The organism is Actinoallomurus sp. NPDC052274, from assembly GCF_040679475.1.
Classification (GTDB): Bacteria; Actinomycetota; Actinomycetes; order Streptosporangiales; family Streptosporangiaceae; genus Actinoallomurus; species Actinoallomurus liliacearum.
This window is the reverse complement of sequence record NZ_JBFAUT010000013.1, coordinates 1-15,724: the sequence shown is the minus strand read 5'-3', so window position 1 is coordinate 15,724 and position 15,724 is coordinate 1. Positions and strand designations below refer to the sequence as shown.

Below are 15,724 nucleotides of genomic sequence, written 5' to 3'. Positions count from 1 at the left end.
CCTCTCTCAGACGCCGGCTTGCGCCGGACGCACGTTGTTCATCGGACGAAGGTTCTCGTTCGCGTCTTGGCAGTGTGCCGTACGGTCCATCACCGGGCGCGCATCCGGTCCACGAGGCCGGTGTCGTACTCGCCGGTGGTGAAGCCGGCGTCGTCCAGCAGCTCGACGAAGAACGGCAGGTTGGTCTTGAGGCCCTCGATCCGGAAGTCCGCCACCGCACGGCGGGCGGCGGCCAGGGCCTGGGCCCGGTCCGGGCCGTACACGCAGAGCTTGGCCAGCAGCGGGTCGTAGAACGGGGTGACCTTGTTGCCCGCGCGGTAGCCGGAGTCGACCCGGACGACCTCGCCGGTCGGCTCCTCCCAGACGGTGATCGTGCCCGGGCTGGGCAGGAAGCGCTTCGGGTCCTCGGCGTACACGCGGAACTCGATGGCGTGGCCCCGCGGCTGGACTGAGGTGAAGGACACCGGCTCGCCGGCCGCGATCAGCAACTGCTGTTCGACCAGGTCCAGGCCGGTGACGAGCTCGGTGATCGGGTGCTCGACCTGGAGCCGGGTGTTCATCTCCAGGAACACGAAGTCCTGCGCGACCGGGTCGACCAGGCACTCGACCGTGCCGGCGCCGCGGTAGCCGACGGCCTCACCGGCGCGGACCGCGGCGGCGAGCATGCGGGCCCGCAGCTCCGGGCCGACGGCGGGCGACGGGGTCTCCTCGACGATCTTCTGGTGCCGGCGCTGCACGGAGCAGTCGCGCTCCCCCAGGGCCACGACCGTGCCGTCGGCCAGGCCGAGGATCTGCACCTCGACGTGCCGGGCGTGCTCGATGTACCGCTCCAGCAGGATGTCCGGGTTGCCGAAGAACCGCTCCGCGCGGGTGCGGGCCGTGTCGTACGCCTTGCGCAGCTCGGCCTCGTCGCGGGCGACGCTCATCCCGATGCCGCCGCCTCCGCCGGCCGCCTTGACCATGACCGGATAGCCGATGCCCGCGGCCACCGCCGCGTCGGCGTCGGGGACGGGCTCGCGGGTGCCGGACGCGACGGGCACGCCGGCCTTCTCCATGAGGTTCCGCGCGTTGATCTTGTCGCCCATCGCGGCGATCGCCTCGGGCGGCGGGCCGATCCACACCAGTCCCTCGGCGATCACTCGCTCGGCGAACGCGGCGTTCTCCGCGAGGAAGCCGTAGCCGGGGTGGATCGCCTGCGCGTTGGTGCGCTTGGCCGCCTCCATCACCGCGTCCACGTCGAGGTAGCTCTGGGCCGGCTGGGCGGGCCCGATGAGGATCGCCTCGTCCGCCTCATCGACGTACGGCAGATCCGCGTCGGCCTCCGAGTACACCGCGACGGCCTTGATCCCGAGGGCACGCACCGTGCGGATCACCCGTCGGGCGATCTCTCCGCGGTTGGCCACCAATACGGACTCGAACACCGATCCTCCTCATTCGCACTCGGCCCAGCGAGAATAACCACGCGATGCCCGATGTACCGTCGCGCGCGGCGACAAAAACCCGTGGGGTCGACTTGTCACCGCATGCGGTCGACAGCGTGGCCGAGCGCCTCGATCACCGTGGGGTCGTACTCCGCCGCCGAGTCGAGGCGCAGCCGCTCCAGCACGGCCGCCGACCGGTCGCGGTCGGCCGAGTCACCGACGAGATCATCGTAGGCGTTCGCCACCTTGATGACACGGCTCGCGAGGGGTGGCGCCGAACCGTCGCTCACGCGGTACGGGTCGGACTGGCGGCGCACGATCTCGGCGACCTCGTCCAGCACGCCCGTCTTGGTGATCACGCCCGCGCCGAGCTCGGCGATACGGCGCTGCTCCTGGGGGGAGGCGAGGACGGTCGCGCCGCCGGGGATCGGGTCGCGCAGCGAGAGCTGCCCGATGTCGTGCATCAACGCGGCGTACTCCAGTTCGAGGAGCGCTTCCTCGGTCATGCCGAGCTCTCGGCCCATCGCGACGGCGAGCCGGCTGACGCGCCGGGAGTGTCCCGCCTCGACGTACCCGCCGACCTCGGTGACCTGGGACAGTGCCCGGACGGTCTGCAGGTAGGTCGCCCGGATCCCGGCGAACCGCCGGAACGCCACCTGCGTGACGAGGATCGGCGCGGTGAAGACGAGCAGCGCGGCCGGGCCCATGACGAACGTGCTGACCGCGAGGAGCATGCCCGTCGCGCCCGAGGCGGCGCACAGCGGCCCCATGGCCCGGATCTCGTCGCCGAGCGCGATGCCGAACCGCGCGCGCACCGCCTCCGCCCGGATCACCGCCGCGACGCTGATGTCGACGACGCACGACAGGATGACGGTGAGCACCATCACGGTGATGAGCGCCGGCCAGTACTCACGCAGCGAGGAGTCCATGATCGGCCGGAAGATGAAGGCCACCACCGAGGGGGTGAGGATCCGCCGGGCCAGCGCGTCGAGCCGGGGAATCCGGCCGACCGCGATGTGCGGCAGCGCGCCGGCGAGGGTCCCGCAGGCGGTGACGGTCACGACCTGGAAGGCCGAGTGGACGGCGGACTCGGCGCCGACCTTCAGCAGGAGCGCGTATCCGAGGGCGCCCGCGCTGGCGATCGGCGCGACCTCGCGGTTGCCGGGCACGAGCATGCGCAGCAGCTCGCCCACCGCGATCAACGCGCCGAACAGCACGGCGGTGCGGGAGTCGACGACGCCGACCGCGGCGACCTGGGTGACCGAGCCGATGACGAGCAGTCCCGTCACCGCGATCAGCAGGAGCTGCGCGGAGTCCAGCGCCGGGCCGACGGCGCGTCGACGCGCGCGCGCCGACGCGCTCATGGGCGCCTCCTCATGTGGGGCCTCCCACTCGAAACCGCCCGGTCACGAGCGGACGCCTTCACCCGCGACGCGCAGCGGCACGCTGGGGTCGTCGTGGTCCTGTTGGGCCGTCTCCTCGCCCTCGGGCGGGGCGACGGGATCGGGCCGGTTCCAGCCGTCGCGCTCGACCGCGGTGACGAACGCCTCGACCAGCGCGGGGTCGAAGTGGGTGCCCGCGCAGCGCCGCAGCTCGGTCATGCCGGCCTCGAGGGACATGGCCGGGCGGTAGGACCGGGTGGAGGTCATCGAGTCGAACGCGTCCGCGACCGAGATCACCCGGGCGAACTCGGGGATCTCCGACCCGGCCAGGCCCATGGGGTATCCGGTGCCGTCCATCCGCTCGTGGTGGTGCATGATCCCCGCCAGTGCCTCGTCGAGGAAGCCGATGTCGCGGACGATCTCCAGGCCGCGCATCGGGTGCAACTGGATGGCGGCGAACTCCTCCTCCGACAGGGCGCCGGACTTTTGCAGCACCTTCGTCGGCACGCCGAGCTTGCCGACGTCGTGCAGCATGCCGGCGTACCGGACCGCGCCGACCCGGTCGGGTCGCATCCCGATCTCCTTGGCGATCATCGACGCGCCGCGGGAGACCCGCTCGCTGTGGCCGCGCGTGTAGTAGTCCTTGGTCTCCACCGCCTGGCACAGCGCCGCGATCGTGGCGGCCTGGGCCTCCTGCTGGGCCTGGGTCTGCTCGAGGGCCCACCGGGCGATGAACATCGGCAGCAGCACCAGCACCGCGGAGAAGGGGCCGACGACCCCCCACGGCGCGGCGATCAGCAGGCCGAACATGCCGTACGCGAGCTGACCGATGGCGAGCTGGCCGACGGGTCCCCAGCGGAACCCCCACATGGGCGCCTGCTTGATCAGCACGAGGATGATGGCCATCAGGCCGAGGTTCACGGCGACGTAGGTTGCCAGCGCCGCGACGTAGGGCGGGATGATGCCGGGGAACGATCCGTCGGACGGCTTGCCGACCGTGCCTCCGGCCGCCCGGTAGACCACGCCGGCGAGGTATCCGGAGAGGGCGAACTGCGCGCCGTTGAACACCCTCTTGACGAGGGCGACGTCGCGCCGTCCGGTGACGACGGCCGAGGCGCCCACCAGGGCGGCGCCGACGGGGCCGAGGAGCACGACCGAGGCCAGGCCGGCCGAATAGCTCAGCGAGACGCGGGCGCTGGCGCTGCTGAGCAGCGCCGGCACCGACTCGCAGATCACGGAGAGCACCGCAAGCACCGCGAGCGTCGTCCAGTGGATGTGGTGGAACGACGAGAGAGCGATGCATGAGGTGCCGAGCGCGACGACCGTACAGACGTAAGCCCATGCGGCCAGGGGTAGTCCACGCAATGCCGCCCCCACGAGGTAATGGGCTAAGCCCAGGACACGCCTACTCGCATGTGTTTCTGCCTCCCCTGTCGTGCCTGGGCACCTGGACGGTGCGGCGGCCCGGCTACGACTCGACGATGCCCGAATGATCGGGGGTAAGCCTAACCCGAGTGTGACAGGTCACGCAGACGCCCGCGGAAACGTGAGCAAAGCGTGAACCAATCGTCACCTACGGTCCCGATCCGCCTTACTCGGTCAGTGAGGAGCGGACCTGCTCGATGCGCCCCATGACCTTCGACCGCAGATCCGGCGGCACGGGGTCGCACCCGCACGACTTGTGCACGAGCTTCTTCACGGCCTCCTCGAGGCCGTACTCCCGCAGGCAGGGCCCGCACTCGTCGAGGTGTTGCCGGATGTCGGAGCAGCCGCCCTGGTCCAGCTCGCCGTCGAGGTAGTCGTAGATCCGGCCCAGCACCTCAGAGCAAGGGGTCTCGTGCGGCTTACCGCAGCTCATGACTGGTCCTCCCTACGCTGTCCGCCGTTCGCGCGGGCGAGGCCGTGCTCACGCGCGTAGTCCTCGAGCATCGAGCGCAGCTGACGCCTACCGCGATGCAGCCGGGACATCACCGTACCGATCGGAGTGCCCATGATGTCGGCGATCTCCTTGTACGAGAAGCCCTCCACGTCGGCGAAGTAGACCGCCATGCGGAAGTCCTCGGGCAGCGCCTGCAGGGCCGTCTTCACGTCGGAGTCGGGCAGGTGCTCGAGCGCCTCGGCCTCCGCGGACTTCAGCCCGCTCGAGGTGTGGGACTCGGCCCGCGCGAGCTGCCAGTCCTCGATCTCCTCGGCTGCGGACTGCTTGGGCTCCCGCTGCTTCTTGCGGTAGGAGTTGATGAACGTGTTGGTGAGGATCCGGTAGAGCCAGGCTTTGAGGTTCGTACCCTCCTGGAACTGGTGGAAGGACCCGAACGCCTTCGCGAAGGTCTCTTGAACCAGGTCCTCGGCATCGGCCGGGTTCCGCGTCATCCGCAGCGCGGCCGAGTAGAGCTGGTCCAGGAACGGCAGCACGTCGCGCTCGAAGCGCCTGGTCCGCTCCTCCAGTGTCTCCACAGCCTCGGGAACCTGACCCACCTCCTCCATCCGGCCGGCGTCGGCATCGGAACCGTACGCACCAGACGATAGCGGGTCCGCCGGCGACGCCTGCCGACGGTCCGCGAGCAGAAGGCTCATCATCACCTCGAACTAATCCATGTCACCGACCGTTATGACGCAGTGCAACACCTCGCATGGCCGCGGGATTCCCGGGAAAGAGGAATGCTCGGTCACCAGTGACAACGGGTGAAGCGATGCCGTCGACAGGGAAGGATTGGGATAAATGCATCCCCGAGGAGCCGCCGTGCTGTCGATTCCGGCGAAGCATCCCGCTGTCGGCGAGTCCGAGTCGCTCGCGAGCTACTGGACCTTCTACTGGGCCGTCGCCGCCGCCCAGCTCTCCCGCTGGCTTCCGCGACGGCCGTCCCGCGTGCTCGATCTGTCGGGTCCGCAGGCCCGCTGCGCGCCGCAGGCGGCCGCGGCGGGCCACACGGTCGTCGAGGTCCGGGAGACACCGCGCAGCGGGCCGCACTCACGGCGGGTACGGCCGGTGGTGGCCGATCCCGCCTCGCTCGGGTTCCTCGCCGACGGCTCCTTCGACGCCGTGGTCGCCGAGGGCCGCGTCCTCTCCCGGCACCTCGTCACCGAGAACGTCGTGGCGGAGATCTCGCGGGTGCTCCGGCCGGGCGGCCGCGTGCTCATGTGCGTCGACTCGCTCGTGCTCGGTATGGCCATCCTCGCCGAGCAGAACTTCTGGGCGCACCTGTCGGACGTGCCCCGCTCCGAGGTGGTTCTGGTGCCCTGGCCGGACGGCTCGATCACCCGGTGCTTCGGCGCCGAGCAACTGCGCGAGCTGCTCACCGACAGCGGGCTGGAGCTGGAGTGGATCAGGCCGCGGACGACCCTGTCGCCCTCGACGGTCGAGCACGTCCTGAGCACGAGCCCGCAGGCGCTCCCGCGGCTGGTCCGCGCGGAGCTGACGGCGCCGCTCGGCGACGAGCCGGTCGGCATCCACCTGGTGGCGAGCGCGATCAAGGGCTTCTGAGGACCGCGCGGGTACGGCCGCCCGATCGGGGGCGGCCGGGACCCGCGCGGGCCCCGAGGGAAGTCTCAGCGCCGGAAGCGGTCGTGCTTGGCCTGGCAGGTGACGCAGCGGGCGGCGGCGGGCCGTGCCTCCAGCCGCCCCTCCGGGACCGGCCGGCCGCAGTCGACGCACTTGCCGTACGTGCCCGCCCGGGCACGGGCGAGGGCGGCCAGCACCTCGGCGCGCTCGCGGCGCATGGCGTCCAGCGCGGCCTCCGCCCGGTCGGTGGCGGACAGGCTCGCGCCGGCGTCGGCGGTGTGCTGGTCGGCCTCCGGGTGTTCGCTCCGTAGGACGGCGATCGCCTGATCGAGATCGGCGAGCATGTCCTCCAGGCGCCTCTGCGCCGTGTCCACGACCATGCGTACCTCCCGGCGAGGCGGTCAGAACAGCGTGGGGGTCTCGCCTGGAGAGATACCCAGATCGGACAGTGGTTTGACCAGTTCAGGCCCGTTATTTCGGACTTTGTTCACTGCCGTGGAGACGGGGTACGCCTCCAGTCGGCCTGCGGCGGCCGGCACCAGCAGGGACCGGACCTCCTCCGGGGTGGTCAGCTCCGGGTCGAGCCACGCGCCGAACCGCTCCGGCTCGACCAGCATCGGCATCCTCTCGTGGATGCGGCCCACGTCGTCGCTCGCCTCCGTGGTGATGACGGTGCAGCTCAGCAGCCACTCCTCCTCCGGCGCCTCTGTGTCTCCCCCGACCAACCGACCCCGACCGACCTCCCGGCCAGGCCGCCAGACCTCGTACAGGCCGGCCATCGCGAGCATGCTCCCGTCGGAGGGCCGGATGAAGAACGGCTGTTTGCCGCCCTCCTCACGCGTGTACCACTCGTAGTAGCCGTCGGCGGGCAGCAGGCAGCGGCGCCGGGCGAAGGCCCGCCGGAAGGCGGGTTTCTCGTGCACCGTCTCGACCCGCGCGTTGATCATCCGGGAGCCGATCGCCGGGTCCTTCGCCCAGGACGGCACCAGGCCCCACCGCGCCACGTGGAGCTCGCGGACGTCCCGCGTCAGGATCATCGGCACCGGCTTGGTGGGTGCGACGTTGTAGTCGGGTTCGAGCGCGTCGGTCGTGTCGCGCTCGACGTCGAAGGCGTCGATGATCTCCTCGCGCCCGCGCGCCGTGGAATACCGCCCGCACATGGCTCCCCGCGTCCCCTTCCCGTCCGTACGGCGCACCGCGCGCCGGACGCGCCAAGCTTGCCAAAGAGGTGGGCTTGGTCGCGCGTACGGTGGGCATGACGGGTGTCATGCAACCCATCAGGACTCTCGCTCGTCCCCTCATGGCGGCGCCGTTCGTCGTGACGGGCATCGAGACGCTGCGCGATCCCGGCTCCCGCGCCGAGAAGATCGCCCCCGTGATCAAACCCCTCGCCGACCGTGTGTCCTGGCTCCCCACCAAGGATCCCGAGTCGCTCGTACGGTTGCAGGGAGCGGTATGCCTGAGCACCGGCGCCCTGCTGGCCCTCGGCCGGTTCCAGCGGCTGTCGACGCTCGTCCTCGCCGGCCAACTGGTCCCCAGTCTCCTGGCCGAGCACCGGTTCTGGGCGGAGGACGACCCGGAGCGGCGCGCCACGGAGCGGTCCCAGTTCTTCAAGACCGCCGGGCTGTTCGGGGCGCTGCTCGTCGCCGCGACCGCGCCGAGCAAGTACCGCCCGATCAAGACGGCCCGCGCGGGCGCGCACGAGGCGAAGCTGCAGGCGGCGCTCGCCCGGTCGGAGGCGAGCCGCAAGGCCGAGCGCGCGCGGCGCAAGGCCGCCAAGCGCGTGACGAACACCCGTAAGAAGGCCGCTGCGAAGGTCGGCCACTGACACCGGTCACCGCCGGGGCCGCCGCAGCGACTTCGGACGCCCGCGACGGTCAGATCTCCAGGACCTCGTCGACGTGGCGGAGGATCGGCGCGGCCCCCGGCAGGACCGTACGGTGCATGATCAGCAGGAGCGTACGGCCGTCCGTCGCGGCGATCAGCTCGGCCAGCGCCGCGTCCGCGGCACCCGATTCGGTCTCCTCCGGACCGGTGTCCGGTTCGTCGAGGATGAGGATCGGCAGGTCGGCCAGGAGGGCACGGGCCAGGGCGATCCGGCGGCGTCCGGCGCCGACGACCACGCTCTGATCGTCCACGCGGGTGTCGGGCGGCAGGTCGACCCCCGCCTCGGCGAGCGCGCGGGCGACGTCCTCGTCCGTGGCGTCCGGCCGGGCGACCCGGACGTTCTCGGCGATCGTGGTGTCGAAGAGGTGGGCGTCGTGCGCGCACAGCCCGATGACCCCCCGGACGTCCTCGTCGGCCAGATCGCGGAGCTGCACGTCGTTCAGCGTGGCGACGCCCTGGTAGTCGAGGAATCCCAGCAGCACCGCCGCCAGCGCCGAGGCGCCCACGCGGCTGCGGCCCAGCAGCGCCACCCGGCGGCCCTGCGGCAGCAGCAGGTCCGTGTCGCCGAAGCCGATGACCTCACCGCCGGGCCATCGGGTCCGCAGGTCGGCGAGCCGCAGTTCGTACGGTCCCGGGGGAAGCGGCACCGATCGCCGTCCGGCCGCAGGCGTGTCCGGGTCGGCCTGCGCACGCCGGGCCCGGCGTCGTGACCGTGGCGAAGCGTCCACAGTCCTCCTGTCGATTGGTCGCTCAGCCCTCGGCTCGATGGTCGCGTGAGCTTCGTCGTTCGTTCGATCCGGCTGCCGTCAACATAACGACCGGTCAGAGCCGCCCGCCGGGAGATCTACCGGCGCGTTCACCTTCCGCGACGGTCTCGGCACCAGCGCTTTACCCGCCGTTCGCGGGCGGCCGCGACCGGTACCCTTCAGTCATGCATCCTCTGTGGTCCGCACCCGCCGCCGACGGGCCGGTCGACGCCGTCGTCGCGCTGCCGGGGTCCAAGTCGATGACCAACCGCGCGCTCGTCCTCGCGGCGCTGGCCGACGAGCCCTCGCTGATCCGGCGCCCCCTGCGCAGCCGCGACACCCTCCTCATGGCGGGCGCCCTGCGCGCGCTGGGCGTGGCCGTCGACGAGGCGGCCGAGGGCGCCTGGCGCGTCACTCCGGATGAGCTGCGCGGCCCGGCGACGCTCGACGTCGGGCTCGCCGGCACGGTGATGCGGTTCGTCCCCCCGGTCGCGGCACTGGCGACCGGCGCGATCGCCTTCGACGGCGACCCGCACGCCCGGAAGCGGCCGATGGGCCCCATCCTGGCCGCCCTGCGCGCGCTCGGCGTGGACGTGGAGGGTGACGCGCTTCCGTTCACCGTGCACGGCACCGGCGCGGTGCCCGGCGGTTCGGTGACGATCGACGCCTCGGGTTCGTCGCAGTTCGTCTCCGGCCTGCTGCTGGCCGCCCCGCGCTACGCCAAGGGGATCGAGGTCCGCCACGAGGGCTCGCCCGTGCCCTCGGCGGCGCACCTGGCGATGACCATGCGGATGCTGGCCGACCTGGGCGTCTCCGTCGAGAGCGCCCGGGACGTCTGGCGGGTCCACCCGGGCGGCGTGCGCGGCGGCGAGGCCGACATCGAGCCGGACCTGTCGAACGCCGCGCCGTTCCTCGCGGCCGCCCTGGTCACCGGCGGTCGGGTGACGGTCCGCGACTGGCCGGCGGAGACGACCCAGCCCGGTGACGCGCTGCGCCACCTGCTGGCCGACATGGGCGGCGCGGCGGCGTACGACGGGGGCGACCTGACCGTGCGCGGCGGCGGCGCGATCCACGGCATCGACGTCGACCTCGGCGACGTCAGCGAGCTCACCTGTGTGATCGCGGCCCTCGCCGCGCTGGCCGACGGCCCGTCCCGGCTGCGCGGCATCGCCCACATGCGCGGCCACGAGACCGACCGGCTCGCCGCGCTGACCACGGAGATCAACGGGCTCGGCGGTGACGTGCGAGAGCTGCCCGACGGCCTGGAGATCCGGCCCAAGCCGCTGCGCGGCGGTGTCTTCCACACCTACGACGACCACCGCATGGTGATGGCCGGGGCGGTCCTCGGCCTGGCCGTGCCCGACGTCGAGGTGGAGAACCTCCCGACCGTCGGCAAGACGCTCCCCGAGTTCGGCGAGCTCTGGACGGAGATGCTCCGGTAACCCATGGCGCGCGACTGGGGAAAACTCGACGAGGACGACGTTCGGGTGCGCCCGGGCCGCGGCTCCCGGCCGCGGACCCGCCGACGCCCGGCCCATGAGGACGCCGTCGGCGGCTTCGTGATCGCGGTGGACCGCGGCCGCTACACCTGCCTCGTCGGCGGCGACGGCACCGGTCGCGCCGCGCGAAAGAAGGGCGACGGCCCGCGTACGGTCACCGCGATGCGCGCCCGCGAGCTCGGCCGCAAGAGCGTCGTCGTCGGTGATCGCGTGCGGCTGGTCGGCGACGTGTCCGGCCACGCCGACGCCCTCGCGCGGGTCGTCCGCATCGAGCCCCGCACCTCCACCCTGCGCCGGACCGCCGACGACACCGACCCGGTCGAGCGCGTGATCGTCGCCAACGCCGACCAGCTCGTCATCGTGACCGCCCTCGCGGATCCGCCGCCGCGCCCGGGGATGATCGACCGGTGCCTGGTCGCCGCCTACGACGCGGGCCTGGAGCCGCTGCTGTGCCTGACCAAGGCCGACCTCGCGGCGCCGGATCCGCTGCTGGAGACGTACGCGCCGCTGGGCATCCCGTACGTCGTCACGCGCAAGGACGAGCCGGTCGACCACCTGGACGAGCGCCTGGCCGGGCGGCTGAGCGTGCTGGTCGGGCACTCGGGCGTCGGCAAGTCGACCCTGGTGAACGCCCTGGTCCCCGACGCCGAGCGCGCCGTCAGCGAGGTGAACCCGGTGACCGGGCGCGGCCGGCACACGTCGTCGTCGGCGGTCGCGCTGGAGCTGCCCTCCGCGGATGGCTGGATCATCGACACCCCGGGCGTGCGCAGCTTCGGCCTGGCCCATGTCACGCCCGATGACATCCTGGGCGCCTTCCCCGACCTGCTCGAGGGCGCCGCTGAGTGCCCGCCGCACTGCACGCACCTACAGGACGACTGCGCCCTCGACGCGTGGGTCGCGGCGGGGCACGCCGACGCGGCCCGCCTCGACTCGCTGCGCCGTCTGCTCGCGGCCCGCGAGGGCGACGACACCGACTGACCCGGCTCCGGCCACGCCTGCGGAGGCGGGCCCACCGTTCCTGGGTCCGGCAGGGCCACCCTGAAAAGGTGGATCTCTCGGATGCTGGACGGCATGGACAAGCGAGCCGAGCTGACGGAGTTCCTGCGCACCCGGCGGGCGCGCCTGCGGCCCGAGGACGTCGGGCTGCACCCGTACGGCGGCCGGCGGCGGGTTCCGGGGCTGCGCAGGGAGGAGCTGGCACAGCTCGCCGGGGTGAGCGTCGACTACTACGTACGCCTCGAACAGGGCCGGGCGGTCAACGTCTCGGAGGAGATCCTCGAGGCCGTGGCCCGGGCCCTCCTGCTGGACGACGACGAGCGCGCGTACCTGCGCAACCTCGCCAAGCCCACACGGTCCCGGCGGCGGCCGCCGCGGACCGAGCGCGTACGGCCCGGGGTCCGGCGGCTGGTCGACATGGCCGGAGACGTCCCGGCGTACGTCGTCGGGCGGCGCTGTGACGTCCTGGCGTGGAACCGCCTGGCGGCGGCGTTGTTCACCGACTTCGACGCGCTCACGCCGCCGCAGCGCGACTGGGCCCGGCTGATCTTCTTCAACGAGGACGTTCAGGCGGTCTTCGACGACTGGACGGTGAAGGCGCGGGAGACCGTCGCCTACCTTCGGCTGAAGGCCGGGGAGCACCCCGACGACCCAGAGCTGGCGGCCCTCGTCGGGGAGCTGTCCGTCAAGAGCGAGGACTTCCGCCGCTGGTGGGCCGACCACAACGTCAAGGACAAGAGCAACGGCCGCAAGATCCTGCACCATCCGCTGGTCGGCGACCTCATTCTGGACTACGAGTCGCTGCGGCTGCCGGACGATCCGGACCAGGTCCTCGTGCCTACACCGTGGAGGCGAACTCCCCATCGGAGACGAACCTGCGCCTCCTGGCCTCCTGGAACACCGAGGCGCCGGTCGGGTGACCGGACCCGGCGCCCCGCCGACCGGACCCGCCCGACCGGCGAGTGCCCGTCGACCGGCCGCCGCGAGCCGAGCCGCCGGTGTTCGCCGGCCGGTCGCCGCCATCCGGTCGCCGCGGGTCGAGCCGGCGCAGGTCAGGTCGCCGCGGGTCAGGTCGTCTGCCGGAGGCCGAGTTCGTCGATGCGGGCCAGTAGGTCGGCGGGGTCGGCGTACACGCGGAAGGCGCCCGTCCGCTCGAGCTCCTCACGGCCGTAGCCGCCGGACTGCAGGCCGATCCCCAGGGCCCCGGCGCGGCGTGCCGCGAGGAGGTCCCACACGCTGTCACCGACCACCATGGTGTGCTGCGGATCGACCCCGACGAGGGCGGCCGCGGCGAGGAAGAGGTCCGGGTCGGGCTTGGCGAACCGCACCATGTCCCGCGTGATCATCGGCGTGTCCTCCGGCAGCCCGAGCATTCCCAGCGCCGTGTGCGCCGTCTCCATCCGGCCGCTCGTCGCGATGGCCCACGGCACACCGCGATCGGTGAGGAAGCCCAGGAGGTCGGCCGCGCCCGGCAACGCTCGTACGGAGTCGACCTGGTCGAGGTAGGCACGGGCGTGCAGATTCTGCAGCTCCTCGATCTCCGCGGGGGTCAATGACACGCCCGTCTCGCGCAGCAGGGCCGACACGAACAGACCACCGCTCATGCCGATGCGCCGATGGATCCGCCACACCGACAGGTCGATCCCCACGACCGTCAGCGCGTTACGCCAGGCGATCACATGCTGGTACACGCTGTCGATGAGAGTTCCGTCAAGATCGAACAGCAGCGCCGGCGTCGGAGGTTCGGGCATCGGCCTGGACTCGGAAGATATTAGGGTGTTCACGCCGTCTAGTGTCTCTGCCACGGGCGCTGTCGCGATACCGTTGCCCTTCGTGGCGGACTATTCGGATGACCTGCGACTGGCACACGTCATGGCTGACGCGGCCGACGACGTCGCCACGCGACGGTTCCGGGCCCTTGATCTGCGTGTCGAGACCAAGCCCGACCTCACCCCGGTGACCGACGCCGACCGGCTCGTCGAGGAGTCACTGCGCAACACGCTGAAGCGGGCCCGGCCGCGGGACGCCATTCACGGCGAGGAGTACGGGCGCACCGGCTACGGCCCGCGCTGCTGGGTCATCGACCCGATCGACGCGACCAAGAACTACGTGCGCGGCGTGCCCGTCTGGGCCACGCTGATCGCCCTCATGGAGGGCGACGAGGTCGTCGTCGGGCTGGTGTCCGCTCCCGCGCTGAACCGCCGCTGGTGGGCCGCTCGGGGCGGCGGCGCCTGGACCGGCCGCAGCCTCGCCAAGGCCACCCGCTGCCGCGTGTCGGGCGTCACGGAGCTGGAGGACGCGTCGTTCTCCTACTCGAGCCTGACCGGCTGGGAGGAGCAGGGCCGCCTCGACAAGTTCGTCGACCTGGGCCGCAAGGTGTGGCGCACTCGGGCGTACGGCGACTTCTGGTCGCACGTGATGGTCGCCGAGGGCGTCGTGGACGCCTCGGCCGAGCCCGAGGTCTCCCTGTGGGACGTCGCGGCCGTGCAGATCATCGTCGAGGAGGCGGGCGGGATCTTCACCGACCTGTCCGGCGTGCCCAGCCCGGACGGCGGCAGCGTCGTCTGTAGCAACGGCCTGCTGCACGCCAAGCTCCTCGAGCAGCTGGGCGGCGGCCCGCTCACCCTCCGAGTCTGAGCCGCCCGGAGGAGTTCCCGGGGCGTACGGCGCCGCGTGAGCACGTTACGGCGCCGCGTGAGCGCCTCTGAGGGCCTCCTGACGCCCATGTGGGGTGCCTGACCAGGTCGGCGCAGGTCGATTCCTCGGCGGGGCCCTCCGAAGTCCGGCCGCCCCGCGACGATCACCTTTCGAGAGGCGTACACCCAGGCCGAAGAAGACGCCCCCGACCATGCGGCGCCGCGCCGCCCGGCGCCGGCGCAGCCACCGGCCGATCCGTCCGGGGAGTATGCCGACGGGGCCGTTCAATCGGGTCATCGCGTCCTCCGACCGGATCGATCAGCCACTTTGACGTCGGTGTCGACGTAGCAGGCCCGGCATACCGGTCATCGCCCCGTCAACGTTGACGGCAATGTGACCACAACGGCGGCAACGTCACCGCAGAGGGGGCATGTCCCGCCACGACCAACTCCATGCCACCAGGCCAGCGGTGCTGCACAGCGACGTCTACGGTCTGCTGCTTCGGGGGGTATGGGCGGCGATCGCACTCGTGCTCGTGACCGCCGGGATTGGCGTGGTCGGTGTTGTCGCCGCGATCAAGGTGTTCCGTGGTCTGCGGGAGAATGAACCTCGGTCGGCGCGGCGCCCACCACCACCGAGGTCACCTCGGGCGTCGGCATCGCCGTCAGCGGCCCCTCCCGGGTGGCCGGCCGCCGCCGTACGGCCATGCCATCCAGGAAAAGAAGATATATCGCGGATTCCGGAACACCGGTCGCGGTGGTAGTCGTTCTTCTAGACGAAGTCCTCGGAACGGAGGCTGTCGTGGGACGCACCGGATATGTCGTAGGCGGAGTGGCCGTGGCGCTGATCGCCTGGTGGCTGCTGCCCGGATGGGTGACCCTTTTGATCGTGCTCGGCCTCATCGCCGCGCCGGTCGCCGGCTACCTGATGCTCGACCCGTCCCAGCGACGGCGGCTGCGCGGGCAGGCCCGCAAGCGGCTCGGGAGCTGAGCGACCGTCCCGGCCACAGCGGAGCAGAGGCCGCGGTCGACGGTCGGCCCGGCGGCCAGGTCGTCGACCGGCCGCCGGGGCGTAGCGCTCCTGGGCGCCGTACGCGAGCAGGAGCGAGGTGCACGCCGAGCAGTGCCGGACGCGCGGGTCAGCGCGCGAAACGCTCGTCGAGCCCCTCGCGCATGTCCTCTGGCAGGTCGTGTTTGCCCGCCTTGATGCGGTCGAGAAAATCACGCCATGCGCTCACGCTGAAGAACAGTTTTGGACCGTCAGGGTCCTTGCTGTCGCGAACCGCGATGACGCGCTCGCCCTGGCCCTCGTTGGACACCACGCACCTCAGTTCCCCGGGCGGTCGGATGACCGCTGACGCACCGCCTGCTGAACGGCACGGCTAAAACCTAGCAGGCACCGACCGTATCGAACCCGCTCTTCCCAGTTCCGGACCGGCTCGAAAGGGCGAATTCGGCAGGCCACCTGACGCGGCGTGCGGAAGATCGTAAAGGCTCGCCGCAGGCCGGCACGCGCACCCGCGAGTAGGCCGTCGAAGTAGGGAGACCGTCGTTCATGGCCTGAACGCAGGAAAGCCCGCCAGATACCTGGCGGGCTTTCCTGATCTATGTAAGTGTCCGGCGGCGTCCTACTCTCCCACACCGTCTCCAGTGCAGTA

At 71.7% G+C, this 15,724-nt stretch carries 17 protein-coding genes; 7 read left to right on the top strand and 10 right to left on the bottom strand.

What is annotated here, in order from left to right; genetic code table 11:
* Positions 1–89 precede the first annotated feature (89 nt).
* The 5 genes from AB0K82_RS13890 to AB0K82_RS13870 form a co-directional block, all read right to left on the bottom strand.
* Complete coding sequence (locus AB0K82_RS13890) at positions 90–1,421, bottom strand: biotin carboxylase N-terminal domain-containing protein (RefSeq protein ID WP_364396383.1); 1,332 nt, start codon at positions 1,419–1,421, stop codon at positions 90–92.
* A 95-nt stretch (positions 1,422–1,516) separates the two neighbouring features.
* Positions 1,517–2,785 (bottom strand): HD domain-containing phosphohydrolase, encoded by a 1,269-nt coding sequence (locus tag AB0K82_RS13885; protein ID WP_364396380.1) that lies wholly within the window; start codon positions 2,783–2,785, stop codon positions 1,517–1,519.
* 42 nt (positions 2,786–2,827) lie between these two features.
* Positions 2,828–4,168 (bottom strand): HD-GYP domain-containing protein, encoded by a 1,341-nt coding sequence (locus AB0K82_RS13880; protein ID WP_364396378.1) that lies wholly within the window; start codon positions 4,166–4,168, stop codon positions 2,828–2,830.
* Positions 4,169–4,394: 226 nt separating this feature from the next.
* The gene (gene rsrA / locus AB0K82_RS13875; RefSeq protein ID WP_364396375.1) at positions 4,395–4,661 is read right to left on the bottom strand and encodes a mycothiol system anti-sigma-R factor; all 267 of its coding nucleotides are present in this window, start codon (positions 4,659–4,661) and stop codon (positions 4,395–4,397) included.
* On the bottom strand, positions 4,658–5,287 hold the full coding sequence (locus AB0K82_RS13870) for a sigma-70 family RNA polymerase sigma factor (protein ID WP_345356657.1): 630 nt from the start codon (positions 5,285–5,287) through the stop codon (positions 4,658–4,660). Before AB0K82_RS13870 ends, rsrA begins: the two co-directional genes overlap by 4 nt.
* 235 nt (positions 5,288–5,522) lie before the next feature.
* Between AB0K82_RS13870 and AB0K82_RS13865 the strand changes: the two genes are divergently transcribed.
* Positions 5,523–6,284, top strand: a complete 762-nt coding sequence (locus AB0K82_RS13865; protein ID WP_364396372.1) for a methyltransferase domain-containing protein — start codon at positions 5,523–5,525, stop codon at positions 6,282–6,284.
* 65 nt (positions 6,285–6,349) lie between these two features.
* Here AB0K82_RS13865 and AB0K82_RS13860 read toward each other — a convergent pair whose 3' ends face one another.
* Complete coding sequence (locus AB0K82_RS13860) at positions 6,350–6,682, bottom strand: TraR/DksA C4-type zinc finger protein (protein ID WP_364396369.1); 333 nt, start codon at positions 6,680–6,682, stop codon at positions 6,350–6,352.
* A 21-nt stretch (positions 6,683–6,703) separates the two neighbouring features.
* Entirely contained in the window at positions 6,704–7,462 is a 759-nt protein-coding gene (locus AB0K82_RS13855) for an SOS response-associated peptidase (RefSeq protein ID WP_364396366.1), read from the bottom strand.
* Positions 7,463–7,569: 107 nt separating this feature from the next.
* Here AB0K82_RS13855 and AB0K82_RS13850 point away from each other — a divergent pair, with 107 nt between their 5' ends.
* Entirely contained in the window at positions 7,570–8,130 is a 561-nt protein-coding gene (locus AB0K82_RS13850; protein ID WP_364396363.1) for a DoxX family protein, read from the top strand.
* A 49-nt stretch (positions 8,131–8,179) separates the two neighbouring features.
* Here the strand turns inward: AB0K82_RS13850 and AB0K82_RS13845 are convergent, their stop codons facing one another.
* Positions 8,180–8,836 (bottom strand): ATP-binding cassette domain-containing protein, encoded by a 657-nt coding sequence (locus tag AB0K82_RS13845; RefSeq protein ID WP_364396360.1) that lies wholly within the window; start codon positions 8,834–8,836, stop codon positions 8,180–8,182.
* A gap of 284 nt (positions 8,837–9,120) precedes the next feature.
* On the opposite strand from AB0K82_RS13845, the gene aroA reads away from it, so the two are divergent.
* From aroA to AB0K82_RS13830, 3 genes are all read left to right on the top strand, one after another.
* Positions 9,121–10,377, top strand: coding sequence for a 3-phosphoshikimate 1-carboxyvinyltransferase (gene aroA, locus AB0K82_RS13840; protein WP_364396357.1), 1,257 nt, complete (start codon positions 9,121–9,123; stop codon positions 10,375–10,377).
* Positions 10,378–10,380: 3 nt separating this feature from the next.
* Positions 10,381–11,412: a ribosome small subunit-dependent GTPase A gene (gene rsgA / locus AB0K82_RS13835; protein WP_364396354.1), complete on the top strand. Its 1,032-nt coding sequence runs from the start codon at positions 10,381–10,383 to the stop codon at positions 11,410–11,412.
* Between the two features lie 93 nt (positions 11,413–11,505).
* Entirely contained in the window at positions 11,506–12,603 is a 1,098-nt protein-coding gene (locus tag AB0K82_RS13830; RefSeq protein WP_364396351.1) for a helix-turn-helix transcriptional regulator, read from the top strand.
* Here the strand turns inward: AB0K82_RS13830 and AB0K82_RS13825 are convergent.
* Complete coding sequence (locus AB0K82_RS13825; protein WP_364396348.1) at positions 12,498–13,181, bottom strand: HAD family hydrolase; 684 nt, start codon at positions 13,179–13,181, stop codon at positions 12,498–12,500. The two genes, AB0K82_RS13830 and AB0K82_RS13825, sit on opposite strands and share 106 nt — an antisense overlap.
* Positions 13,182–13,263: 82 nt before the next feature.
* On the opposite strand from AB0K82_RS13825, the gene hisN reads away from it, so the two are divergent.
* Together hisN and AB0K82_RS13815 are read left to right on the top strand one after the other, a co-directional pair.
* Positions 13,264–14,067, top strand: a complete 804-nt coding sequence (gene hisN, locus AB0K82_RS13820) for a histidinol-phosphatase (protein WP_364396345.1) — start codon at positions 13,264–13,266, stop codon at positions 14,065–14,067.
* 801 nt (positions 14,068–14,868) lie between these two features.
* Positions 14,869–15,057 (top strand): hypothetical protein, encoded by a 189-nt coding sequence (locus AB0K82_RS13815; RefSeq protein WP_364396342.1) that lies wholly within the window; start codon positions 14,869–14,871, stop codon positions 15,055–15,057.
* A gap of 148 nt (positions 15,058–15,205) precedes the next feature.
* Here AB0K82_RS13815 and AB0K82_RS13810 read toward each other — a convergent pair whose 3' ends face one another.
* Positions 15,206–15,385 carry a DUF397 domain-containing protein gene (locus tag AB0K82_RS13810; RefSeq protein WP_345356623.1) on the bottom strand — a complete coding sequence of 60 codons (180 nt, stop codon included), beginning with the start codon at positions 15,383–15,385 and terminating at the stop codon, positions 15,206–15,208.
* Positions 15,386–15,724 lie beyond the last annotated feature (339 nt).